Consider the following 24,555-nt stretch of genomic DNA (forward strand, 5'->3'; position numbering starts at 1 on the left):
GGTTCGGGGTGGAAGCACAGCAATGTGTGTAGCTGACGAATACTAATCGGTCGAGGGCTTATCCTAAACACGTTTACTGTGACCCATACATCCAGTAGACAGCAGCATTAAGGCTTCAGCAAGCCTAATCTTTCGTATCCAGTTTTCAGCGTGCAACACGCTACGTTTGGTGGCGATGGCGGAGGGGAACCACGCGTTCCCATACCGAACACGACCGTTAAGCCCTTCAGCGCCAATGGTACTTAGACCGCAGGGTCTTGGGAGAGTAGGACGTCGCCAAGCACGAAAGACCTATCGCATGTGATGCGGTAGGTTTTTTTGTTGTTTATGCGGTATGATAGGATTATATCAAATTTGGAGGTGCTTCGAATTGGAAACACGTATCGTTATTAAGCATACCGGTATAGAGCAATTTGACGAGAGTATGGCTTTATCTCAATTTGCATTTCAATATGAACGTTCTGCTGCAGAACTAGAACAAACGAAAGAGCAGTATGAGAGTGAGCCTACTGTAAGGTACGGAGCGTATGTCGATAATCAGTTGGCTGCACAAGCTGCAGTGTTAAAGCTGCAAACATATATCGGAGGCAAGGTTTTTGATATGGGAGGTGTTGCAGGTGTTGCGACATGGCCAGAGTTTAGGAGGCAGGGGCTAGTTGCTCAAATACTCGTTCAATCACTGTTAGAGATGAAGGAGAACGGTCAAACGGTTTCTTTTCTACATCCTTTTTCATTCAGCTTTTACCGTAAATTTGGATGGGAAACCTACACTGAACTTAAAACATATACGATTAAGACGGACATGCTTCCAGCGAGAATAGCATACGAGGGTAGGTTTGAGCGGATTACAGGAAACTATAGTTTGCTGAACGATGTCTATCAAGCCTATGCATCTCAATTTAATGGCTCATTGGTGCGTGACGACTTCTGGTGGAAGTATCGGATTAACAGAAGAAAACCAGGACAAACTGCACTTTATTACGATAAGAGCGGAGCAGCACAAGGCTACGTCATTTATGAAGTTAAAAACAGCCGGTTAACGGTTCATGAGTTTGTTCATTTAAATGAGCCTGCAAGAGCTGCAATATGGTCATTTCTTGCACAGCATGATTCAATGATCGAAGAGCTGACGATTAAAATGCCATCTAACGATCGCCTTCCCTACTTGCTGAGCAATCCGAGAATAAAACAGGAAATCACACCTTATTTTATGGCTCGAATTGTGGATGCGGAAGCTTTTGTGAGCCAATATGATTTTAAGGCAGCAGATCATGCTGATGACATTCATATTCAACTGATCGACGCTCAAGCTCCATGGAATAATGGTCATTTTTTACTTCATATCGATGCGTCTGGGAAAGCTTCACTTCGTCGTAAGGACGATAGTGAAAAAATAGATGAGGCAATTAAACTGGATATTGGTTCCTTTACGAGTGTGCTATTTGGGTATATTCAGTTAGAGCAATTAGCCCAATTCGCACGCATAGAAGGAGATATAGGATTGGTTAAACGCTTACAATCTCGTATTCCCGAACGAACTACGTATTTACCTGACTTTTTCTAAAGAAATAGCATGTTTTGAGACTTCCAAATCGAGTATAAAACAGGATGAACAAAGGTATTCATCAGCCTTGACAGCCTATACCCCCTCTGCTAATATTGCTAATAATATATGTGAGACGTACTTAAAATAAGGGAGGAACATACTCGTGTGGGAAACGAAATTCGCCAAAGAAGGGCTAACGTTTGACGACGTCCTGCTTATTCCGCGCAAATCAGAAGTGCTGCCTAGGGAAGTTGACATCTCGATTCGATTAAGCGAGGACATTAAGCTAAACATTCCGCTCATTAGCGCTGGTATGGACACCGTTACAGAAGCCGCATTGGCGATTGCAATTGCGCGTGAGGGTGGTATCGGCATTATCCATAAGAACATGTCGATTACACAGCAAGCGGAGGAAGTTGACCGTGTAAAACGTTCGGAGAGCGGTGTAATTACAAATCCGTTTTCGCTTACGCCTGATCACCATGTTTACGACGCAGAAGAATTGATGGGAAAATACCGCATCTCAGGCGTACCGATTGTTGATCAAGATAAGAAGCTTGTAGGTATTTTGACCAACCGTGATTTGCGTTTCGTACATGATTATTCAATTAAGATAAATGAAGTTATGACTCGTAACAACCTTGTAACGGCACCTGTTGGCACAACGCTGCAGGAAGCGGAGGGACTTCTTCAAAAGCACAAGATTGAGAAGCTGCCGCTGATTGATGAGTCCAATACACTTAAAGGTCTTATTACGATAAAAGATATTGAGAAAGCAATCCAATTCCCTAATGCGGCTAAAGATAAGCATGGTCGCTTACTTTGCGGAGCAGCGGTTGGTATTTCGAAGGATACAATGGATCGTGCAGAAGCATTGGTTCAATCAGGAATTGATGTTCTTGTTGTAGACTCGGCACATGGTCACCACATTAATATTTTGGATGCAGTTCGTAAGCTACGTGCTACTTACCCAGACCTTACTATTATTGCAGGTAACGTTGCTACTGGCGATGCTACCCGTGATCTTATCGAAGCAGGCGCTTCCGTAGTTAAAGTAGGGATTGGTCCTGGATCGATCTGTACAACTCGCGTTATCGCTGGTATCGGTGTTCCACAAATTACTGCGATTTATGATTGCGCGTCAGTTGCTCGTGAATACAATATTCCGGTTATTGCAGACGGCGGTATTAAGTACTCCGGTGACATTACGAAAGCAATCGCATCTGGAGCAAGCGCGATTATGATCGGAAGCTTGTTCGCAGGTACAGCTGAAAGCCCTGGCGAAACTGAAATTTTCCAAGGACGCAGCTTTAAAGTCTACCGTGGAATGGGCTCGCTTGGCGCTATGAAGGAAGGAAGCAAGGATCGTTACTTCCAAGAGAACGAGAACAAGCTTGTTCCGGAAGGTATCGAAGGACGCGTTCCTTACAAAGGGCCGCTTGCTGACACTGTGCATCAATTGCTCGGCGGCTTGCGTTCAGGTATGGGCTATTGCGGTACAGCTTCTCTGGACGAGCTTAAGAACGATACACAATTCGTTCGTATTACAGGTTCTGGTCTTCGTGAAAGCCATCCACATGATGTGCAAATTACGAAAGAAGCACCAAACTATTCACTTTAAGCTATACTATCTAGATACGATAATAACAGACAAGGAAAGGCGACTGAGTCGCTGGCCCTTGTCTGTTTTTTTTATGAAGGATTACTCATTGTTCTGTAACCTGTTTGTGGTTTAATTGTTAGGCTTCGATATGTTACAATTAACAACGGACAAACCAAGTGGGAAAAGGGGAGACGACGTTGAAGGAAATGGTAAGGCCGGTTCGAATAAAGACGGTCATCGCTGCAAGTTTGGCGGTTTGGATGGTAATGCTGTCGCTTGGTTCTGCGGTAGCAATGGCGAATGGATACCAAGGAAGAGAAAGTACGAAAAACGATTTAGGTTTACAAGTGAAAGCTGCTATTCTAATTGATGCGGATTCAGGACAAGTTTTGTATGAAGTTAATTCAGAGGAGCCGCTCCCTGCAGCAAGTATGACGAAGTTAATGACGGAATATATCGTTCTTGAGGAAATTACGAATGAACGCCTGTCCTGGGATGAGGTTATTACCACTAGTGCGGAAGCGGCCTCAACGCCATCGGATGGATCATCTGTATTTTTAGCTCAAGGAGATCAACATACGGTTAGAGATTTGTACAAAGCAATGGCAGTTGGTTCTGCGAATGATGCAACGATTGCATTAGCATCGCAAATAGCTGGAAGTGAGCAAGGATTTGTTAAGAAGATGAATGAGGTAGCTGCGGAGTTGGGTCTTAAAACAGCTATTTTTACAAGTGCGACTGGTCTATCGGAGACAACTGTTATTTCTGCGACGGACATGGCGAAGCTAGCTCAAATTATTTTGAGCAAGCACCCTGAATTTTTGGATTATTCTAAGCTGCAGGAATATAAATTCCGTGAACGCGACAAGGATCCAATCATCAACATTAACTGGATGCTTGGTACAAACGTGAATCAAAAGGGCCTTAAGCACTTAGCTTATGAAGGCGTTGACGGCATGAAAACAGGCTTCATTAATGCTGCTGGCTACAATTTCACGGGTACTGTAAAAAGAGGCGAGCAGCGTTTTATTAGCGTCGTTATGGATACTGCTACAAAGTCTGCTCGTTTTAATGAAACGGCTAAGATGTATAACTACGGTTTCAGCACTTTTGAGAAAAAGACGGTGCTTGCGCCAAAATCTGTGGTAGAAACAGCGAAAACGGTTAAGATTAAAAAGGGTAAAAAGAAAACCTTGCCGATCGTAACGGAAAAAGATATTACGTTTATGGTTAAGAAGGGCGTAGAGCCTAAAATCGAGGTTGTATCCAGCGATGTGAAATCAGAAGCTGAGCTGGTAGCTCCGATTCCAGCAGGCACGGTTGTAGGTACAGTAACTTACAAGTACACGGATGCCGAAACGAAACAAGAGCTCAAAAAAACGGTTAACCTCGTTACAACGGAGGATGGAACGAAAGCAGGTTGGTTCCGCTTGATGTTCCGTGGAATTGGAGATTTTTTCTCAGGTTTATTTAATGGAATCGTCAATTTGTTCTAATCCGAGTAGAAAACAGGGGAATAAAGCAAATCAAGGCTTGTCGATTATTCTTGCATCCTGTAAAATCAATGGTTAGAACAACTGCGGTAATATACAAATTAATGGATGAAAATAGGAGGATTTTAGCATGGAAACAGGTACATCGCGCGTAAAACGCGGCATGGCAGAAATGCAAAAAGGCGGCGTCATTATGGACGTTATGAGCGCCGAGCAAGCGAAAGTAGCAGAAGCAGCAGGAGCAACAGCGGTAATGGCGCTTGAGCGCGTCCCTTCCGAAATTCGTGCAGCAGGCGGAGTAGCTCGTATGGCTGATCCGACAATTGTAGAAGAAGTAATGAAAGTTGTATCGATTCCAGTTATGGCAAAGGCTCGTATCGGGCATTATGTAGAAGCAAAAGTGCTCGAATCCATGGGCGTTGACTATATCGATGAGAGTGAAGTACTTACACCAGCAGATGAAGTATTCCACATCAGCAAGCATGAGTTTACGATTCCATTCGTATGCGGAGCAAAAGATCTTGGAGAAGCGTTGCGCCGTATTCAAGAGGGAGCAGCAATGCTTCGTACGAAAGGTGAGCCGGGAACAGGCAATATCGTAGAGGCTGTTCGTCACCTTCGCTTGATCAATGGACAAATTCGTAAAATCCAAGGTTTGTCGAAGGACGAGCTTTATCATGAAGCTAAGGTTCTTGGCGTAGCTTATGACTTGCTTCTTAACGTACATGAAACAGGTAAGCTTCCTGTCGTGAACTTCGCAGCAGGCGGAGTAGCTACACCATCCGATGCAGCTTTGATGATGCATCTTGGAGCAGACGGCGTATTCGTAGGTTCTGGTATTTTCACATCAGAAAACCCAGAGAAATTCGCTCGTGCAATCGTTGAAGCAACGACACATTACCAAGATTACAAGCTAATTGCTGAAGTGTCGAAAAACTTGGGAGCAGCTATGAAGGGAATCGAAATTTCCAAGCTTAACTCCTCCGAGCGTATGCAAGACCGCGGTATATAATAGTTGTAATATGCAGGTGCCGGCTTAGCGCGAATAGTGCTGCCGGCTCTTGCCCGTAAAGGAAGGCGAGTAGAGCGATGAAGATAGGCGTACTAGCGCTTCAAGGCGCAGTGGCAGAGCATATACGAAGCTTAGAAGCGGCGGGCGCAGAGGCGGTCGCCGTTAAGCGGGTTGAGCAGCTTGAAGAGCTGCAAGGGCTTGTTATTCCAGGCGGCGAGAGCACGACGATCAGCAAGCTGATGCGCAATTATGGCTTCATGGAGGCTATTAAGGATTTCTCTGAACAAGGCAAGCCATTGTTCGGCACTTGTGCTGGTCTTATCGTTTTGGCTGATGAAATAGAAGGCCAAGAGGATGCGCATTTGCGCCTTATGGATATGACCGTTGCAAGAAACGCATTCGGGCGTCAACAAGAAAGCTTTGAGACGGATTTGGATGTCAAAGGCATTGACGAACCGGTTCGCGCTGTATTTATCCGAGCTCCATTGATCAAAAAAGTTGGAGCAGGCGTAGACGTATTGTCTACATACCGAGATGAAATTGTAACAGCAAGACAGGGACATCTTCTAGCTGTATCGTATCATCCGGAGCTAACGGACGATTATAGGCTGCATGCATACTTCGTTGATATGGTGAAGGAAGCAGCTGCAAGCAAGGAATAAACGTTTACAATAATAAAATTACTCCCTTCAGAGAGGGGCTTTTGGATCGTGCTGGATGTAAAATTGTTAAGAAATGAATTTGAGAAGGTTGAGAAAGCGCTGCTTGATCGCGGAGCTTCCCTTGATCTTATTGCTAATTTTCCTGCGCTCGACACTAGGCGCCGTGATCTTATTCAAGAGACGGAGCAGCTGAAGAGCAGACGCAATACGGTTTCGCAGGATGTAGCTAAACTCAAACGCACAGGCGGCGACGCAGAATCGCTTATCCTTGAGATGAGAGAGGTTGGCGACCGCATTAAAGAGCTTGACGATGAACTTCGTGAGCTGGATGTACAAGTGATTGAGCTGACTCAAGCGATCCCTAACATTCCTAGCGATAGCGTGCCAGTCGGCAAGTCGGAGGAAGATAATGTAGAGCTACGCAAAAATGGCGAGGTTCCAACCTTTGATTTTGAGCCCAAGCCACATTGGGAGCTTGCGCAATCTCTCGGCATATTGGATTTCGAGCGTGCAGCGAAGGTAACGGGATCACGTTTCACGTTCTACCGCGGCCTTGGAGCTCGTCTTGAGCGTGCGCTTATCAGCTTTATGATGGATCTTCACAGCGATAAGCACGGTTATGAGGAAGTATTGCCTCCTTATATCGTTAATCGTGACAGCTTGATCGGTACGGGTCAGCTTCCAAAGTTTGAAGAGGATTTATTCAAAATTTCGGATTCGGATTATTTCCTCATTCCGACTGCAGAGGTACCAGTTACGAACCTGCACCGCGAAGAGATTTTGCCGATTGAAGAACTTCCGAAATATTTTGTAGCTTACAGCTCGTGCTTCCGTTCAGAAGCAGGTTCTGCTGGGCGCGATACACGTGGTTTGATTCGTCAGCATCAGTTCAACAAGGTTGAATTGATCAAATTGACGAAACCGGAGGATTCATACGAAGAGCTGGAGAAAATGACCGCTAACGCGGAGAAGGTTTTGCAGCTACTAGGACTTCCTTACCGTGTTCTAACGCTTTGTACGGGAGATATGGGCTTCACAGCGGCTAAAACATATGACCTTGAAGTGTGGCTGCCAAGTGCAGGCACGTATCGTGAAATTTCGTCCTGCTCAAATGTAGAGGATTTCCAAGCTCGCCGTGCGGGTATTCGTTTCCGTAGAGATACGAAGAGCAAGCCGGAATTCGTTCATACACTGAATGGTTCGGGACTTGCTGTAGGCCGTACTTTTGCGGCAATTATCGAGAACTTCCAGCAAGCGGACGGTTCTGTGACGATTCCAGAAGTACTGCGTCCGTATATGGGCGGCATTAGTTCGATCGATTCAACAAAGCTTTAAAAATTTTTTTTGCCACATGGTCAAAATACACTTGCATTTTTATTTTGACCTGTGGTATTATATTTCTTGTGACAATTGAACGATGGAGAGATACCGAAGCGGTCATAACGGGGCAGTCTTGAAAACTGTTAGGGCGCAAGCCCACGTGGGTTCGAGTCCCACTCTCTCCTCCATATTTTTTAAAATGTACATGACAAGCCCAGACGCTAAGCGTTTGGGCTTTTTTTTCATTCTATCCCCTCGTATAAAATAATGCCGCACATCGCATGTTATACGATGTGGAGGTGCTTCATTTAATGGGTAAATCAGATGAACTGCAAATGAATCAAGAAAACTTGGCAGATGCTTGGCGTCAAACCTTGCCAGAGACGCTAAAAGACGCTGACCGCAGCAGAGTGCTGCCTGATGAGTCAGATTCCAAAGCGCTGCGCGTAACGATCGATACAGCCGGACATCAAATGTATTCGTTTGATTTTAAAGTTACTTATGTAGATAGCCGTGAAGTGAAGGTTGAGCTTATCGATGTGGAGAAAGACAAGGTATCCATCGATGAGCGTGGAGACATCATTCAAGAGCTGATACAAAATTACACTAGACATCTGCATGAATGTGCTCAAGCGCTGCAACGCTTGACGCATGCTTAGAGGAGAGGGCTGCTTATGACAAAGGCACAAGGAACGGCTGATAAGAACTTATCTAATGTGGTAGAAGCTTTGGAGGTTGAGGCGGTTAACAGCCATCAAGCTCAGCAATTGCAGCAGGATAAGAACGATCGAAGCAATCAGGATGACATAAATCATGATCATCCAACAGATTTAGAACATCAAAAAAATTAACGCTTCCCTCGAAGCCGATGAGATCTAAATAGGAGGAATCCAAATGTCGAAGCCAGACAGCATTCCGGTGCCGGAAAGCAATCCGCAAAATAATCGGAAGCGTAATGACGGAGGCGGGCAGCAAGAGCCGCTTTCTGGATCTAAGAAAACGAAGCAGCGTAATCATGTGGATCATCATAACCCGCAAGGATAGATCAATGTGCTGTTAAAAGCTAGGCCAAACGTCCCGTTTCAGTACGCTGAAACGGGATTTTTTGGATATAACTTCTAAATGAAGTTATTTTAGTATAGAATGGAGGTGCTCACAAAAAGATAGGGAGGAACATACTACATGAAGAATGTTCAAAAAATAGCGGTTCTTATGTTAGCCGTTATTTTAGTTGTTATTGCAGGCTGCAGCTCGGCAAAACCACCGAAGGAAGCTTTGCAGGCGGCTATGACGAAAATTAATGAAGCGGACTCATATGCAGTAAAAATGTCATTTGGCTTGGATGAATTGGAAGTTCCACAAACGGCAACTTTGGAAGGCAACGCAGCTGCTACAGCAGCAATCGTAGGTTTGATTAAAGATGCAACCATTACAGTTGATGCTGTATATAAGAAAAAACCGATGCGTACCGATATGAATATGCAAATCGTAGTGCCAGGCGACATGGAGATGAAGTTAACGGTACCTATGATTATGACTGAGGAAGCGCTGTATGTGAAAATACCGCAAGTTCCGATGCTGCCATTGCCGGAGACGATTACAAGTAAATTTATTAAAATTGATCTAAAGGAGCTTGCTGAGAAAGAAGGCACGGCTAAGCTGGATCTTGCTGCACAACAAAAGTTAGGCAAGGAACTTGGAGAAGTAATGCTTAAGCATTTTGACGAGAAAACATATTTCAGCCAGCCTAAGGCTGAGGCAGCTGGCCTGCCTGCTGATATGAAAGCAGATCAAATCATCGCCTTTGAGATTAATGAAAGCAACTATCCAAAAACAGTAGAAACCATCGTTAACCAAGTGCTGCCTGAGGTGCTAAATGTATTGCTTGCTAATGAAGCATCATTAAAGACTCTTCAGCTTGATAAGGCGGACATCGAGAAGATGAAGTCGGATCTTGAGACGAACAAAGCAGAGATTCTAACCACATTTAAAAATGATGTTAAAGTGAATACTCTGAAAGTAACGGGCGCTATCACAGATGGATATCTTGCTTACCAATCGGGTAAGGTAAGCATTGAAGGCTCTGACAAAGAGAGCGGCCAGAAGATGAAGCTTGGCCTTCATTATGATGTTACTTACTCCGAGATTAATAAAGATGCGAAGTTCGAAGGTGAAATTCCGACGGATGCGATTACACTGGACGAACTGACACAGATGTTCCAACTGCCGGTTGGTCTGTAATAGATTGAAAATGAAGCAGCTCCTGAGTGTCAGGAGCTGCTTTTTTAGTGAAGCGGGTGTTCTTACAAAGCGACAACCATCGATTTTTTTAGAAGCTCTTTCATCATTTGAGCAGCTTTTACTTTAACATTCAAGCAAGCGGAAATTTCAAGCTGATAATTGCCACTCAGCAGCTCGTTGCGCAGTTGTTCAGCTGTTTCGCAAACGTTATCTACATGATTAACAACGCTGCCGAACTGTAGAGGCTGATGTGAGTCGCTTCCTGCAATGACCTTTAAGCCAATATGATCTGCGAACTGTCGAACCTGATCAGCCATGCCGAAACCATATTGGAATAAATCTTTTGCATTTATATCAAGCGCATCGAGGCGTCTGAGTGTGTCAGCATCATGGTGAGTGAGCGGCGTGCTTTCTCTCATGGGATGAGCACCAATTCGAAGCAAGGGATAGCCGTCGGTGCGGTTCAGCAGCTCTTCTAAAGCGATAAAGCTATCTTTTGCGGTATGGGGTTCAAGCTGCTGCCTCAGATCACGAATATGGCTGCGGTTTCCAATGATTAGAATATGGCCTTTATTCGCTACATCAATCTCCATGCCAGAGAAAACCTTCAAGCCCTCCACGACATAATAATCACCTTTGTATTCAAAATGATGATCCAGCTGATCCATCATATCGGCAAAGTGAAGCGTGTTAAAATGCTCGGTCAACGCCACCGCGTGCAGACCGTTTTCTTTGGCTTCGCGAGCCATGGAAAGGAAGTAGTCGAGTGAAAAATTTGTTTTCTTTGACAGCTTGCCATGTGTATGCAAATCGATGCTCATCATTAGTGTGTTATCTCCATTCAATTATGTAATTTTAAAAGGAAATGAATTGTCCAAAAGCAACCAGCCCGATCATATAGAACAGGGAGCAGCTTAAGAAAATAAAATCATGCGGTCGAACCTGCATATGGGCAAGCTTAAGCTTCTTCGTCTCAGGGCTGACAAGCGAATAGGTAAAGCCGCGCACCTCTAATGCTTCGACCGTCGTTCTCGTTCGCTTAGCTGTATTCAGAATGAGCGGATAAAAGGCATAAACGCTAATCTTCGCCATGTATATAATTGAACGCCAGTGAAGAAAACCCTTATTGCGGGGAGCGCGGCCGCGCAATCGGAATGAGTGAATAAGGTTATGGTACTCCTCAATTAGAATCGGAAGCATCCTATAGCCGTAGGACACACCAAAGCTGAATTGTCCAGGCATCCCCATACTAAGCAGGGCGTCACTCAGCTTCTCGGGATCCATGCTAGAGAACACGGCAATGCTGGCCAGCGAGATGATTAATATTTTTAATGTTAAGGTCAATAACGGCCATACGCCCGCTAGACTCCCTCCGAAGAAGATGGAGCCGAAAAAAATATAACTAATCTCACTTACCAGGCCGACGCCCATAATAAGTAGAACAAGTGGACTTACCTTTGAAGATAAAGTAAGAACAAGCATTGGAATAAGCAAGCCAAGCAGAATGGCTTTATTATGAAAGAACCAAGGCGCTATGGCGAAAAAGGAATACCAAATCAGGAGGATACGCGGATCAAAGCGCGACAGAAAGGTCGATTGTCTGCCGAAAGCGGTACGCATCAGCTCAATTTTAATTTGTTCTACGCTCAGCTTGTCGAGCATGCTTTGTTTAATTGCTTCCAACCGTAATCTCCTCCTGCTCAAATGGGTTTGACGGATTTATATTTTTGATAAGCCGCGTGGTGAATTCATTGACAGATAGGCAAGGCGGCTCGAAACCCAGTCTTTGACTAAGCAAAGCGATTTGCGGCGCAATGAGACCTGCTTGTTTGAGAATGGCAACATGGCTGAATAACGAGCGTACATCTGTATCAAGTGCGACGCAGCCATCATGCATAACGATAACGCGATTTGCCCATTCGGCAACCAGCTGCATATCATGTGTCGCTATGATGGTCGTTTTTACATGATCCTGCAGCTGCGCAAGCATTTCAGTCATTTCACGGCGGCTCGCTGCATCAAGGCTGGCTGTCGGTTCATCCAGCAGCATGACAGTGGGACGCATGGCGAGTCCGATCGCTAATGTCGCTCTGCGCTGCTGTCCGCCGCTGAGCAGTCTGCCATCTCGATCCTGCAGGGCGGTTAGCCGCAGCCTCTCCAGAATTTCATCAACAAAAGGGTGATAATCAGCAATTCCGCGGGCTTTTAGAAAATATTCAACATCCTTGCGGACGGAATCTTCAATAAACATCTCCTCTGGATTCTGATAAATATAGGAGACAAAATCAGACAGCAGTTCAGGTGAAGATTGCTTCGTAATATGCCCGCATACGGTTAAGTGTCCTTCCGTAGGGCGCCGAATGCCCGAAAGGAGCTTGAGCAGCGTTGATTTGCCCGCGCCATTATTGCCGACAAGAGCAATACGATCGCCTTCATAAAAGCTGATGCTCATGTTCCGAATGACGGGATGCATCGTTCTTGCAATTGTTTTGTAGCTATAGGAGACATTGGCAAACGTAACAAGGGGCTGCATAGTATGTTCATTATTAGAAATAGGCTTATCCGTAAGGTCAGCTGAAAGCGTGAATGACGGTTTAAGCATCTTCTCAAAATAAGCGACTGCTTCATCGATGGTGATCGGGTATTGTGATGAATCCTCACTTTTTGCTTTTCCGGAAGCAGCCTCTAGTGTACAAACAGCAAGCGTAACCTGCGGCGGTAATATATGCAGTTCAGCAAGCTCATCAACTGCAGATAATGCCTCATGGACAGGCTTCACCCAGCGTATTGTGCCGCTATCCATAAGTACGACCCTATTGCAATAGTTTGCAATAAACTCGGTATGGTGCTCAATGACGATGATTGTTTTGCCATGCTTTTCATTCAGCAGCTTAAGTTTGTCGTAGATGAGTCTAGCATGAAAGGGATCTAGCTGCGCCACGGGCTCATCGATAATAATAATTTCTGGATCGAGGGATAAAGCCCCAGCAAGCGCCGTAAGATGCTTTTGTCCGCCGCTTAGCTGCCAAATCCACTGATCCTTCAAATGATCAATGCCAAGCATGGACAAAGCTCGAAGTCCGCGTTCACGGTAATCGCTAAAGCCATAATTAAGTGGAGCAAAGCAGGCTTCATCATAGACGGTCGGCCGAACGAGCTGGTTCTCAAAATCCTGAAACACATAAGCGACCTTGCGTGACAAGGAGGATACCGTTTCCTCGGCAGCTATTAGCCCTGCAACTTCAATGGAGCCGTCTAAATCGCCGACATAATAGTTTGGAATAAGGCCGTTTAAACATTTGCAAAGCGTTGACTTGCCACTGCCATTCGTACCTGCTATAGCGATAAACTCGCCGGGTTGAACAGTAAGCTGAATGTTGTGGAGCGCCTTGTTCTCCGCTCCGGGATATTGAAATTGAATGTCCTGCAGCTTAATGATGGGAGCCGCATGCTGCGGCCCCTGCTGGTTGGCTTGGAAGGATGAAGGTCTCAAAGCTTAACATCCTCCGTCGTGCGCGCAGATTTGGATTTGGCACGAAATGCTGCGATGAGTGTTAATATGAGCACTAATGCGGCTGCAGCAGCACTAATCCAGATGAACCCACTGCCATATTGCTCAATAAATTCTGGCTCCCATACAGCAAAGTTAATATCAGACTCGGACAAAAATTCTGCAACGATTCCGATAAAAACAAATATAATTGCGGTAATGAGCAGCCGCGGCGTTATTAGCTGTCCGAATGATATAGAAACTCTGCTGTCGCGTGGTTTTATGCCGAGAAGCGGTTCGATTTTTCCATATAGACGCGGTACGAGAAATAAAGTAGGCAGCAGGGAGAAAAAGATGCCGGTTATGAGCATGGCGTTAAGGAAACCTACACCTTCGATAAGCAATATGCTTTCGGGAATGCCTGGAACAGCTTCGAGCTCTTCGATCCCAAACCAAACCTTGCTGATGTCGACAATCGCCCCAAGCATCTGGTCAATACCTACTGCAACGAACGAAGCGAGTGCGAGTTGTTTGCGATTTCGTGGATCGCTTACGAGCAGGCCAGCTATGTACATGGCAATCGTAAATTCTATGAATTTTTCCAATTCTCCGAGTCCGCCGAATTGTCCAAGCAGCAGTTCCCCGAATATAACCTCGCCGAAGGATGCGCCAAGTGCAGCATACAGCGGATTAAATAGAATACAGAGCGTTAGTGGGATAAAAGCGAAGTATTCGACCTTCAGCTCAATGGGACCAAGCTTTAGCTCAGGAATAAGCTCGGAGAACATGTTGGAAATACCGTACAAGGACATCGATAAAATGAATACCATAAGCTTCTGCGATTGCGTCAGCTCATAACGGCGCTTAGGCGCTGTAACCATTGTGATTCCTCCTAATTTGTTTTTGAGGCGGAATACGTCTCGAATGCCTCGATTCAAAACGAATTCTTCTACAATATAGAGATCGAATGTTATCAGATCATCAACAAATTATTTCGATTACGTAAAATAAATTACAAAAAAATAAAAATGAAATAAAATTATCATTTTTAATCAAAAGGTGATATACTCCGTTTAGAAAATATGCTGCGATGTTGGTACAGGCAGGAGGAATTAAAGATGACGGCTTTTCATTTGGATATGGACTTGGATAATATGTCAAAAAGCCACCAATCCATTGCTAATTACGTAGTGGGTGCACTGCAGCAGATTCCTTATTGTACAGAGGAAGATATTGCGATGGCTGTAGGTGTCAGTACGGCGACGGTATCGCGGTTTTGGCGGACGATTGGGTTTGCTAATTTGAAGGCATTTAAGAAAACGCTGCTGAAAAGCGAGCATGCGACGCCTGCCCATAAGATGAAGAAAATATTGAATAAGGTAGATCATGAAGAGGCTGATATTGTAAGTGAAATGCTGGAGATTGCAGCAGCTAACGTAGAGGTTACTTCAAAGCGTGTAGACCGTGAGCAGTTTCATCAAGCGGTGGAGGCCATTCATAAGGCTAGAAAAGTGTATGTATTTGGAACGGGAGCAGCAGCTAGCTTGATCGAGCTCATCCGATTTCGTCTGAATCGGATAAATGTGCAAATCGAAGGTATGGCGGGGAGTGGCAGCGAGCTGCTTGAAACGCTTGTTCATGCTGATTCCAGCGATGTGCTGCTTATGTTCGGCTTTGTCAGGCGCTCACCTGAATTAACGGTGCTGCTTGAGCATGCCAAAGAGGCAGGCTACACTACAATACTGATTACGGATTTGCTCGTATCCGATATGCTGGAGCAGAGCGATCTCGTGCTGCAGGTTGATCGGGGGGAACTGGAGGGCTTTCATTCGATGGCAGCGCCAGTTGCGCTTCTTGATGCACTGTCAGTAGCCGTTACAAAGCGGTGCGGGCAGCAGGCGTTTGACCAATTGGACCGCTTGCATGTGATGAGGAAAAAATATAGCTCGCAGCTTCCTAAATAATAGAACCGCCGGAACGATTTGCGTCCCGGCGGTTCTATGTTTTATTTGAAGAAACGAATGGTTAGAGGATAGCGATAGCCATTGCCCTCTGAAGCACGCATAGACCCAATGATGGTAAATGCAATCCAGAAAATAAACAAAAGCGGTGTAGTAATAAATCCGATGAGAACAAAAATGAGCAAACCGGAAATAATGGAATAAATCATATTGCTGATCTGAAAATTGAGTGATTCCTTGCCATGCATATCCACATAGCTGGATTGATCCTTCTTCAGAAGCCAAATGATGAGTGGTCCAAGAATGTTGCCGAGCGGAATAATTACACCGCTAAAAGCAAGCAGATGGCAAAGCATGCCGTACGTTTTTTCTTCCTTATGAAGTCCGAAAGATTGATTCATTGTGTATTGCCTCCCTTAAATTGAAAACCGCCGATTAATGTGACTTATGTACTTATACGTTAACGCAGCGATAAGATATGCATAAATATATCACCGATTAGCTATTATGGGAATCCATTCCTAAAATGATGTTGTAATCGGTGGTGGTCAACTATATACTTATACATAGATAATCGATGCATAGAAATGCGATACTTAAACAGGAGGGCGTTATGAAAATTAATAAGGAGCTTATGAAAGGCAGTACCGTTATTCTTATTTTGACACTGCTTGACCGTAAGGAAATGTATGGCTATGAAATGACCAAAGAAATTGAAAAAAGCTCGAGCGGTGTGTTTACTTTTAAAGAAGGGACGCTTTATCCGATCTTACATACGCTTGAGGTGGAACAGCTGGTTGAATCGTACTGGAATGAGGATGGCAGCCGCAAACGGAAATATTATCGCATCACAGCGCGTGGAAGAGGGCAGCTGGAGGAGAAGAAGCAGGAGTGGACGTTGTTTCGGACGACGGTAGACCGCGTAATCGGGGAGGGCCATGCATGAATAACAAACCTGTTCAGTATGAGTCGATTCAGGAATACTTAGTGCAGGTTTGCAGACATGTAAAAGCAAGAGATGTGCATCGTGACATCAAGGTTGAAATGCAGAACCATCTGGACGAGCTGGTGGAGGATAAGCTAAACGAAGGGTTATCAGAGGAAGAGGCGGTTCGTGCTGCTCTAGTCCAGATGGGTGATCCTGATCAGATCGGCAAGCAGCTTCATGCAGCACATAAGCCGGTTATGGAATGGGGATTAGCCGCACTTGTCGCAATAATGGTGGGTATTGGCCTGCTTGCTATGTATGCAATGGAATTCGCTTATAGTGATCAAAATATGTATAGTGGGTTTCAATTTTTTCTTAAGAAGGCAGTTTTCACAGCGATAGGTATCGTGTTCATCATTGGTATTTATTTTTTGGACTATCGAAAATGGGAAAAGTATTCATGGTACATTTATAGCGGAACAATTTTTTTGATGGTAGCCTGTATTTTTTATGCAGTCGAAGTCAATGGTTCGAAAAGCTGGCTCACAATCGGGTCTTTTACCTTTGATGTATATGGCACATCTCCTTACCTATTTATGATTGCTTTTGCAGGGACGTTGCTTGTTAAGCATAAGGAGAAGCAGGGACTATTCAGAAATTCATTTTACTTCGGAAAAATGGCGCTTTTATATGCGATCGTGCCCGCTATACTGTATAGCACGGCAAACTCCAATCTTAATTTTATTATATATTTATTTGGACTGACCGTATTAATGCTTTTTGTTGCAAAAACGTACAAGCTGTTTATAACCAGCGTGGGTTCAATCCTAACAGCAGGAACGGTGTTTATTATAAAAATAAATGATCCAGTTCGCTATAAATCCATATGGGAACGATATACCGCATTTCTAAATCCTACTGCTTCCCCTGATGATAAAAACTATTATCTCCAGAAATCCTTGGAATCTATTCGATTGGGAGGGATGTGGGGACAAGGATTTGGCGTTGAGAACCGAATGTTTCGCTATGTTTATAGTGAAATGGTCTTTACTTATTTGATCTACAGTCTTGGTTTGGTTTTTGGTATTGCTATAGTGCTGTTAGCCGTATTGCTGATTGTTAAAGTGATTGGCATGGCAAAAACACTCAAGGATGTATATGCTAGAGGTTTGGTCGTTGGCTCATTTTCAATTATTGGTTTTCATTTCGTCTGGAATATTCTGATGTCGTTTGGGCTGCTGCCTATTAATAGCATGACGATGCCTTTCATATCGTATGGCGGTACAAATGCCATTATCGAATTAATGGTCATGGGATTGCTGCTAAGCGTCAATCGGAGAAAAAATATGATCAGCTTACTAAATCGCGAGCCATCAAGATAAAAAAAGGACTATCCTATTGTAGAATATCTACAGTAGGATAGCCCTCTTGATTAGAAGCTGCCTGGAGCGGGTGGACGGGTAGGGTAATTTTGCTGATTGTTTTTGGAAACGCCAATGAACAGGAATAGGGCTGTAGTAAGATGCATGATCATGCCGAGAATAGGTATTCATGCTAATACAGATGTAATGATCCCCAAAATACTGCCTACGACTGGCTTATTATGTTGCGAGCAAAGAACAAGCGTTACGATATGAAGAATGAGCGTTGCAAATAATAGCGTGTATCCAGATAACATGACTAGGGTGCCACCCAGCAAGGGGATTCCTAAGATGCCTTCAATAATAGCAGTGACTAGTAAAAGTGTACCTGCAGCTTTCATTTTATTTTCCTCCTATTTCTATATTTAAATTATTCTATGGGGCAGTTTTTGTTTTCTGTTTATCTTTGTACGCAGCGAAAGCGATCCGGGTTACATGCTTTCAAGCAAAAAGGCAGCTATCCATAGGAGAGCAGCTGGTTTTCAAAGAAAACAGCCCTGCCGAACGATACGGCAAGGCTTATATCATTATCCGATGCTTATTTCAGAAACTTGCCGATAATTCCACCAAGCCCACTGTTGCTGTCATGTCCTCCTTGGCTGCCGCCAAAGGTGTTGTTGAATGCGCTGCTCTGCGTTTGCGGTTGGTAACGGTTGTCATCCATACCGAATTTCACGCCGCTCTCACGTTCAAATGGCTGTATAATAACAACCTGATTAGGGTCACTGAATTCGTACATATAAGATTCCCCGGAGGTTTGGCCAATAAGCGTTTTCCAGTTTACATCGATCTTCACACTTGGGGAAGGACCTGTCCAAGCTACGATGGCATCAGGATCTACACGGCAAGGGCCTTGCAAAACCAGTGGATTGCCTTTGGTTTTTACGGCAACCTGTGCGCCCTGTCCGTTGTAAGTAAGTTTGGATGTAAACAAGCCGCGCTGGGAGAGGACACCCGTTCCAATGATGGTAACGCCATAATGACAAGTATCCGTAAATGCGAGCAGATCCTCACTCTCAACACTTACGCTTTGCCATGGTCCGCCTTGCTCTAAATTAATGATTGTAACATGAGAGTTCTCATCCGCGAGATATACGATGCCTTGTCCTTCGACTTCCATAATCTCTAAGTTTTCTCCCGTTACTTTACGCATACCATGGTTGATCACTTGTCCGATAACATTTCCGGAATTCGTTCCTAACAACCGCTTAGAATATTTGAATTTCTTGTTATAGGCTTGATCAGCAACCATCGATCCTTTTTTGGCAAAAAACTGGCCTTGTCCTTCTGCTTTCAAAAATAATTCCCGTTCGACCTGGAATTGAAACGGCATGCGGGGTAACCTCCATATAATATATAAAATGAAATTATAGCTGCTTCATTAACAAGTAAGCTGTTACATTGCCCCGTAATGCGCACATATGCCCACTAGATCAAGCGACAAGCCTGTTCCAACAGCATTAAATTTCCATTCATTGCCGTGGCGATATACTTCTCCAGCTAGGATGGAGATTGAGGTGGAATAGTCCTCGGATAGATCAAATCGGCAGATCTCGGCTCCGTTTGCTTGGTTCACGACACGGATATATGCATTGGAAACTTGTCCAAAGTTTTGGTTTTTGCGAATAGCTTCATCAATTGTAACGGTAAATACGATTTTTTGGATATCCAAAGCTACTCTGGATAATTGAATTTCAACCGACTCATCGTCACCGCTGCCTTGTCCGTCACGGTTATCACCCTTATAGCGTGTTGATCCATCGGGGCTCACGAGATTGTTGTAGAAAACGATATGACTAGTGGAAGAAACCGTGTTTGTCTGATTCAGCATAAACACCTCTGCATCTAGGTCATAGCTCTGGCCTTGCAGGTTATTTGTGTCCCATCCAAGTCCGATTTTCAATAAATCAAGCCCTGCATTATTTTTGGTCAAATCCAGCTTCTGTCCTTTGGTAAGGATAAGCCCACCATTAGGACTGGCCTGAGGAGCGGGAGCTGCGCCAAAAGCGTTATTTATTGATCCGCCCTGAATACCCCCTTGTTGGATACCGCCTTGCTGAATACCGCCCTGTTGAATGCCGCCTTGGCCTCCAAGAATGTTGGATGGTCTTCCTGGCGGATTTAAATTAATTCCCATATGAACTGCCTCCTCAATGCATAATAAAAAGCTGTTTTTTCGACAATAATTTTGGTTAAAACTGTATGTTTTGTAGAACGATATGAAACTATTTGTAGTATAGCAGATTGGAATGGAAGATTATAGCGTTGTATGACGAAATTACGAGTAGAGAAAAGAGCCTCACTTCAATAGTGAGACTTCTTAAGAAGCTTTAAGAGGATCGTCTGTTTTTTTGATCATCGAGGGATGCTTATTTAGTGAAAATCTCAGCACTATAGGTTGAAATACACTTATTTATCTCATTACGTATGTAGGCATGCGAATAAGCAATCTGGTCTTCAAAACCGCGGCAATTATAGCAATAGCTGATCTGTTCAGCAGTGTTTTTATACATGCACAGAGTAATGCTTTTCTGAAGGAGCTGCTGTGTATTTGTTGTTAGATCTGTTTTCATTTTTGCAATCATAATGTCTGCTGCCCTAGTAAAAATAGAACGTAAAGTTCGCGCTTTTCTCTCAAGCTCGCGTCTATTTCGTTCAACAATAACGAGAGCTAGTGGAAGGATAATAGCTTTGTGAAGAAGCTGTATCTCATCGTGAGCAGGTGGATGGTACAGGTATGAATTGTTTACTTTGGACAACGGCATGGCCATTTGTAAATCACCTCATGCACATTATATGCGAACAAACGTTCCGTAGTCAATGTATCCTGATCAGGTGTCTTATAAAAATTATTCGACACTAGTCTAATTGGTGTGGTGTAGATGAAAACAAAAAAAGCTTATTGCCGGCATTAGCAATAAGCTTTATATTTTCGTGAAAGAAATGGCGCGCCCGAGAGGGCTCGAACCTCCCACCTAACGTTTAGGAAACGTTTGCTCTATCCGGATGAGCTACGGACGCGCAGCAACATTGATTATAGCATGGGTGCTTTAGGTGAAGCAAGATTAACCATTTTAGTGTAAGACTATTGTATTTTTTTGTCGAATAACTGCGCTTTTATATGGAATCAAGAGGATAAAAAGCATGTAAAGGCGAATAGAGGTAAGGATAACGAGTTTGATCGGCTGGAGGATTGTTCGAATGCTTGAATTCCAAAATGAACCGCAATCGTTTCGATTGGATTTGTCGCCTGAACAAATGCTTAAGGTGATTTTTGAATATACAGCTAAAATAGCGAATGAAAAGAAGCTGGATGCTGTCCTTATCTTAATGGCCAATATGGGCAGAGAGATGGTCGTTGCAGATCGGTGCACCGTCTGGTTGATTGATGCTGCTCGCAATGAGCTTTTTACAGCGGTAGCTCACGGGGCTTGCGAGATACGGATTCCTTACGGCAGCGGGCTGGTAGGAAGTGCTATAAGCACGGGACAATCTATTTTTATAGATGACGCCTATGAAGATCCAAGGCACAATCCGGATAACGACTTAAAGACCGGTTATCGGACGAAATCGATTATGACGATCCCTTTTCACAATAATCAAGGAGAAGTAATTGGTGCCTATCAAGCCATAAACAAACTAACAGAGAAGCAGATATTCTCGGTGAAAGATATGGAATACTTATCGCTTGCTGCCTCTTACTCAGGCAAGTCGCTTGAGTCCATCATGCTGTATGAGGAAATAATAGAGACGCAAAAAGAGATTATTTTGGCAATGGGAAAAATCGGTGAAGGCCGCTCGCAAGAAACGGGCAATCATGTAAAACGGGTTGCACAATATTCATATGTTTTGGCAAAAGGACTAGGCATGAGTGATCCTGAAGCAGACATGCTGCGCAGCGCATCTCCAATGCATGATATCGGCAAAGTAGCTATTCCGGATGCTGTGTTGAAAAAACCAGGGAAGCTAACGGCAGAAGAGTATGAGCAGATTAAGGAGCATGCCATTATCGGTTACCGATTATTGCACAATTCCAAGAGACCGCTGCTGCAGGCTGCGGCGATCGTGGCTTGGCAGCATCATGAAAAGTGGGACGGTACCGGATATCCGCAAGGCCTTAAGGGTGAGGCTATTCATATATATGGGCGAATTACTGCGCTGGCAGATGTATTTGATGCTTTAAGCAGCGCAAGAATGTACAAAGAGGCTTGGGGGATGGATCGCATTTTGGGACTGATCAAAGAAGAACGGGGGAGGCATTTTGACCCTCAGGTGGTAGATGCTTTTTTTGAACAGCTGCCGCTTCTTTTGGAAATAAGAGATCGTGATGCTGATTGGCTGGAGAAGGAGTAGAAGCTGCTTGCAGACCTTGTTGGGGTGAACCCAATGAGGTCTTTTTTGTTTTTAAATTCAGTGTCTTCCAAGCCTTGATTTAATAAATATAGGGCGCTTGCTTGTACTTTGCTTGAAAGGCTAGGTATTTACCGTGTTCGAAAACCATTTTGGACATAGACTGATTTAGTTATTATAAACACGTTATAAGCTAGAGCGGATTACAAGCTAAATAGCGGAGGGTGATAAAACGTCTATGAACAAAAGGCTTCAAGGGCAGAAAATAAATGAAGCGATTTACAAATTGGAATCAGCGAGAAATTTAATTAAAACGAAACACTTAAAACACGCTGAGCAGCAAATACATGAAGCAGTCGCTTCGATGGGCAGTATTGTTCATAAAAAACGGAAGAAAAATGCAAAATCTGATCTTATTGGAGGTGTATAGAGTTGGCGCATAAACGGTCGAAATGCTTAAGAAAACTAAACTTAGCGATTGTTGAGCTGCGGAAGGCCAGAAGGCTTACACGTAGAGATAAAATTAGAAGAGCTAAAGTTGATGTGAAGGACTCTATCATAATCCTCAATAGTGCTTTGAAATGCCTGGGCGGCCATTCTTCAAAACCGAGTAAAAGAGTAAAAAGGTGCGTAAGGGGGCCAAGAGGGTATAGAGGGTCGAAGGGAGATAAAGGACCTCGAGGTTTGAGGGGGCACAGAGGTTTTCGTGGAACGGATGGAGAAACAGGCGCAAAAGGAGCAACTGGGGCAACGGGAGCTGCGGGCAGTCCTGGGGCAGCAGGTGCTGTTGGGTCAACAGGTGCCACGGGAGCTACAGGAACTACAGGAACTACAGGTGCTACAGGAGCAGGCTTAAATGGTATTGTTGCATTTAATCCACTCGCAGCACTTGGCTATCAAGCAGGGCAAGTGGTTACGTTTAATGGGAGCTCGTATGTTGTAAATACGTCTTCTCCAGTAGGAACACCCGGTGTTTCGCCAGACTATACGCTGCTTGCAGCAAGCGGAGTAACTGGTGCTACAGGAGCGGGAGTAGGTCTAGATGGCGTCGTGACTTATGATCCACTCGCAGCATCGGGGTATCCAGTCGGTCAGGTCATAACGTTTAACGGAAGGACCTATGTGGTGAATACGGCGCCGCCAACAGGCACACCAGGTACTTCGCCGGATTATACGCTGCTTGCAGCGAGTGGTGCTACAGGTGCGACGGGTGCAACAGGAGCGGGAGTAACAGGTGCAACAGGAACAACGGGATCTACAGGTGCGACAGGAGTCGGTCTAGGCGGAGCAGTAGTATTTGATCCACTCGCAGCACCGGGCTATCCTCTTGGTCAAATTGTGACGTTTAACGGCAGCACTTATATCGTGAATACAGTTCCGCCAACAGGCACACCTGGAACTTCACCGGATTATACACTGCTTGCGGCGAGTGGTGCTACAGGCGTGACGGGTGCAACAGGAGCGGGAGTAACAGGTGCAACAGGAACAGATGGAGCAACGGGTGCAACAGGATCGACAGGCGCAACGGGAGCTGTTGGTGCAACAGGTGCGACAGGAGTAGGAGTAACAGGAGCGTCAGGAACGACGGGATCTACCGGAGCTACAGGAGTCGGACTAAGCGGAATTGTAGTATTTGATCCACTCGCAGCTCCAGGATATCCAGTAGGTCAGGTCGTAACGTTTAATGGAAGCACGTATATCGTGAATATGGCACCACCAACAGGCACGCCAGGAATTTCGTCAGATTATACGCTGCTTGCGGCGAGTGGTGCTACAGGTTCTACGGGTGCTACGGGAGCGGGAGCAACAGGTGCCACGGGAACAGATGGAGCAACGGGTGCAACGGGATCGATAGGCGCAACGGGAGCTGTTGGTGCAACAGGTGCGACAGGAGTAACAGGAGCGTCAGGAACGACGGGATCTACAGGAGTCGGGCTAAGCGGAATTGTAGTATTTGATCCACTCGCAGCTCCAGGATATCCAGTAGGTCAGGTCGTAACGTTTAATGGAAGCACGTATATCGTGAATACGGCGCCGCCAACAGGCACACCGGGAACATCGCCGGATTATACGCTTATTGCAGCGAGTGGTGCTACAGGAGCAACTGGTGCTACGGGAGCAGGAGTAACAGGAGCGACCGGGGCGACTGGATTACCAGGAACGACGGGTGCAACGGGCTCTACAGGAGCAACAGGAGCCGACGGCGTAACTGGTGCGACAGGAACGGATGGGGCAACAGGCGCGACAGGAACAGCAGGAGCAACGGGTGTAACGGGCTCCACAGGAGCAACAGGAGCCGACGGTGAAACTGGAGCGACAGGAACGGATGGGGCAACAGGCGCGACAGGAACAGCAGGAGCAACGGGTGTAACGGGCTCTACAGGAGCAACAGGAGCCGACGGTGTAACAGGTGTGACAGGAGTGGCAGGAGCAACAGGCGCGACAGGAGTAGCAGGAGCAACGGGTGTAACGGGCTCCACAGGAGCAACAGGAGCCGACGGTGTAACAGGTGYGACAGGAACTGCTGG

24 protein-coding genes, 2 tRNA genes, 1 rRNA gene and 1 pseudogene are annotated in these 24,555 nt (G+C 45.1%); 18 read left to right on the forward strand and 10 right to left on the reverse strand.

Annotation, left to right across the window (positions count from 1 at the left end; all coding sequences use genetic code 11):
* Positions 1–165 precede the first annotated feature (165 nt).
* From rrf to AC1DOV_RS33485, 12 genes are all read left to right on the forward strand, one after another.
* Positions 166–282, forward strand: a 5S ribosomal RNA gene (gene rrf / locus AC1DOV_RS33430).
* Positions 283–370: 88 nt separating this feature from the next.
* Positions 371–1,564, forward strand: a complete 1,194-nt coding sequence (locus AC1DOV_RS33435; protein WP_477552042.1) for a GNAT family N-acetyltransferase — start codon at positions 371–373, stop codon at positions 1,562–1,564.
* A gap of 145 nt (positions 1,565–1,709) precedes the next feature.
* Complete coding sequence (guaB, locus tag AC1DOV_RS33440; RefSeq protein WP_076271758.1) at positions 1,710–3,167, forward strand: IMP dehydrogenase; 1,458 nt, start codon at positions 1,710–1,712, stop codon at positions 3,165–3,167.
* Between the two features lie 188 nt (positions 3,168–3,355).
* The gene (locus tag AC1DOV_RS33445; RefSeq protein ID WP_441884872.1) at positions 3,356–4,645 is read left to right on the forward strand and encodes a D-alanyl-D-alanine carboxypeptidase family protein; all 1,290 of its coding nucleotides are present in this window, start codon (positions 3,356–3,358) and stop codon (positions 4,643–4,645) included.
* 127 nt (positions 4,646–4,772) lie between these two features.
* Positions 4,773–5,654 carry a pyridoxal 5'-phosphate synthase lyase subunit PdxS gene (gene pdxS, locus AC1DOV_RS33450; protein ID WP_076271759.1) on the forward strand — a complete coding sequence of 294 codons (882 nt, stop codon included), beginning with the start codon at positions 4,773–4,775 and terminating at the stop codon, positions 5,652–5,654.
* A 77-nt stretch (positions 5,655–5,731) separates the two neighbouring features.
* Entirely contained in the window at positions 5,732–6,316 is a 585-nt protein-coding gene (gene pdxT, locus AC1DOV_RS33455; RefSeq protein ID WP_477552043.1) for a pyridoxal 5'-phosphate synthase glutaminase subunit PdxT, read from the forward strand.
* A gap of 48 nt (positions 6,317–6,364) precedes the next feature.
* Complete coding sequence (serS, locus tag AC1DOV_RS33460; RefSeq protein WP_441884864.1) at positions 6,365–7,651, forward strand: serine--tRNA ligase; 1,287 nt, start codon at positions 6,365–6,367, stop codon at positions 7,649–7,651.
* A gap of 84 nt (positions 7,652–7,735) precedes the next feature.
* Positions 7,736–7,824 (forward strand) — tRNA-Ser (locus AC1DOV_RS33465).
* Between the two features lie 123 nt (positions 7,825–7,947).
* Positions 7,948–8,295, forward strand: coding sequence for a hypothetical protein (locus AC1DOV_RS33470; protein WP_083682741.1), 348 nt, complete (start codon positions 7,948–7,950; stop codon positions 8,293–8,295).
* 15 nt (positions 8,296–8,310) lie between these two features.
* A complete protein-coding gene (locus AC1DOV_RS33475) occupies positions 8,311–8,487 on the forward strand; it encodes a hypothetical protein (protein WP_441884862.1) in 177 nt (58 codons plus the stop codon).
* Between the two features lie 43 nt (positions 8,488–8,530).
* Complete coding sequence (locus AC1DOV_RS33480) at positions 8,531–8,680, forward strand: small acid-soluble spore protein P (protein WP_076271763.1); 150 nt, start codon at positions 8,531–8,533, stop codon at positions 8,678–8,680.
* 138 nt (positions 8,681–8,818) lie between these two features.
* Entirely contained in the window at positions 8,819–9,877 is a 1,059-nt protein-coding gene (locus tag AC1DOV_RS33485; protein ID WP_477552044.1) for a hypothetical protein, read from the forward strand.
* Positions 9,878–9,939: 62 nt separating this feature from the next.
* Here AC1DOV_RS33485 and AC1DOV_RS33490 read toward each other — a convergent pair whose 3' ends face one another.
* From AC1DOV_RS33490 to AC1DOV_RS33505, 4 genes are read right to left on the reverse strand one after another with little or no spacing between them, the layout of a single operon-like run.
* The gene (locus tag AC1DOV_RS33490; protein WP_477552045.1) at positions 9,940–10,701 is read right to left on the reverse strand and encodes a PHP-associated domain-containing protein; all 762 of its coding nucleotides are present in this window, start codon (positions 10,699–10,701) and stop codon (positions 9,940–9,942) included.
* A gap of 31 nt (positions 10,702–10,732) precedes the next feature.
* Entirely contained in the window at positions 10,733–11,560 is an 828-nt protein-coding gene (locus AC1DOV_RS33495) for an energy-coupling factor transporter transmembrane component T family protein (RefSeq protein WP_430063456.1), read from the reverse strand.
* The gene (locus AC1DOV_RS33500; protein WP_477552046.1) at positions 11,547–13,370 is read right to left on the reverse strand and encodes an ABC transporter ATP-binding protein; all 1,824 of its coding nucleotides are present in this window, start codon (positions 13,368–13,370) and stop codon (positions 11,547–11,549) included. Before AC1DOV_RS33500 ends, AC1DOV_RS33495 begins: the two co-directional genes overlap by 14 nt.
* Positions 13,367–14,248, reverse strand: a complete 882-nt coding sequence (locus AC1DOV_RS33505; protein ID WP_076271765.1) for a DUF8171 family membrane protein — start codon at positions 14,246–14,248, stop codon at positions 13,367–13,369. Before AC1DOV_RS33505 ends, AC1DOV_RS33500 begins: the two co-directional genes overlap by 4 nt.
* A gap of 237 nt (positions 14,249–14,485) precedes the next feature.
* Here AC1DOV_RS33505 and AC1DOV_RS33510 point away from each other — a divergent pair, with 237 nt between their 5' ends.
* The gene (locus tag AC1DOV_RS33510; protein ID WP_441884851.1) at positions 14,486–15,331 is read left to right on the forward strand and encodes a MurR/RpiR family transcriptional regulator; all 846 of its coding nucleotides are present in this window, start codon (positions 14,486–14,488) and stop codon (positions 15,329–15,331) included.
* Between the two features lie 41 nt (positions 15,332–15,372).
* Here the strand turns inward: AC1DOV_RS33510 and AC1DOV_RS33515 are convergent, their stop codons facing one another.
* Positions 15,373–15,729: a DUF4870 domain-containing protein gene (locus AC1DOV_RS33515; RefSeq protein WP_339205934.1), complete on the reverse strand. Its 357-nt coding sequence runs from the start codon at positions 15,727–15,729 to the stop codon at positions 15,373–15,375.
* 212 nt (positions 15,730–15,941) lie between these two features.
* Here AC1DOV_RS33515 and AC1DOV_RS33520 point away from each other — a divergent pair, with 212 nt between their 5' ends.
* Together AC1DOV_RS33520 and AC1DOV_RS33525 are read left to right on the forward strand one after the other, a co-directional pair.
* Complete coding sequence (locus tag AC1DOV_RS33520) at positions 15,942–16,274, forward strand: PadR family transcriptional regulator (protein ID WP_339205935.1); 333 nt, start codon at positions 15,942–15,944, stop codon at positions 16,272–16,274.
* The gene (locus AC1DOV_RS33525) at positions 16,271–17,638 is read left to right on the forward strand and encodes an FtsW/RodA/SpoVE family cell cycle protein (protein WP_477552047.1); all 1,368 of its coding nucleotides are present in this window, start codon (positions 16,271–16,273) and stop codon (positions 17,636–17,638) included. Before AC1DOV_RS33520 ends, AC1DOV_RS33525 begins: the two co-directional genes overlap by 4 nt.
* Before the next feature lie 167 nt (positions 17,639–17,805).
* On the opposite strand, the gene AC1DOV_RS33530 is transcribed toward AC1DOV_RS33525, so the two are convergent.
* The 5 genes from AC1DOV_RS33530 to AC1DOV_RS33550 all read right to left on the reverse strand — a co-directional run bounded on the left by AC1DOV_RS33530 (position 17,806) and on the right by AC1DOV_RS33550 (position 20,698).
* A complete protein-coding gene (locus AC1DOV_RS33530; RefSeq protein WP_477552048.1) occupies positions 17,806–18,018 on the reverse strand; it encodes a hypothetical protein in 213 nt (70 codons plus the stop codon).
* Positions 18,019–18,215: 197 nt separating this feature from the next.
* On the reverse strand, positions 18,216–19,010 hold the full coding sequence (locus tag AC1DOV_RS33535) for an AIM24 family protein (protein WP_076271771.1): 795 nt from the start codon (positions 19,008–19,010) through the stop codon (positions 18,216–18,218).
* A gap of 63 nt (positions 19,011–19,073) precedes the next feature.
* Complete coding sequence (locus tag AC1DOV_RS33540; protein ID WP_477552049.1) at positions 19,074–19,814, reverse strand: TerD family protein; 741 nt, start codon at positions 19,812–19,814, stop codon at positions 19,074–19,076.
* A gap of 232 nt (positions 19,815–20,046) precedes the next feature.
* Complete coding sequence (locus AC1DOV_RS33545) at positions 20,047–20,448, reverse strand: YhjD family protein (RefSeq protein ID WP_339205937.1); 402 nt, start codon at positions 20,446–20,448, stop codon at positions 20,047–20,049.
* 173 nt (positions 20,449–20,621) lie between these two features.
* Positions 20,622–20,698 (reverse strand) — tRNA-Arg (locus AC1DOV_RS33550).
* A 180-nt stretch (positions 20,699–20,878) separates the two neighbouring features.
* Here AC1DOV_RS33550 and AC1DOV_RS33555 point away from each other — a divergent pair.
* The 3 genes and pseudogenes from AC1DOV_RS33555 to AC1DOV_RS33565 all read left to right on the forward strand — a co-directional run.
* Entirely contained in the window at positions 20,879–22,030 is a 1,152-nt protein-coding gene (locus AC1DOV_RS33555) for an HD domain-containing phosphohydrolase (protein WP_477552050.1), read from the forward strand.
* Positions 22,031–22,265: 235 nt separating this feature from the next.
* Positions 22,266–22,457 carry a hypothetical protein gene (locus AC1DOV_RS33560; RefSeq protein ID WP_477512998.1) on the forward strand — a complete coding sequence of 64 codons (192 nt, stop codon included), beginning with the start codon at positions 22,266–22,268 and terminating at the stop codon, positions 22,455–22,457.
* Between the two features lie 254 nt (positions 22,458–22,711).
* A pseudogene (locus tag AC1DOV_RS33565) lies at positions 22,712–24,555 on the forward strand (hypothetical protein); the annotation flags it as partial.

Source organism: Paenibacillus sp. 01T47, assembly GCF_056398245.1.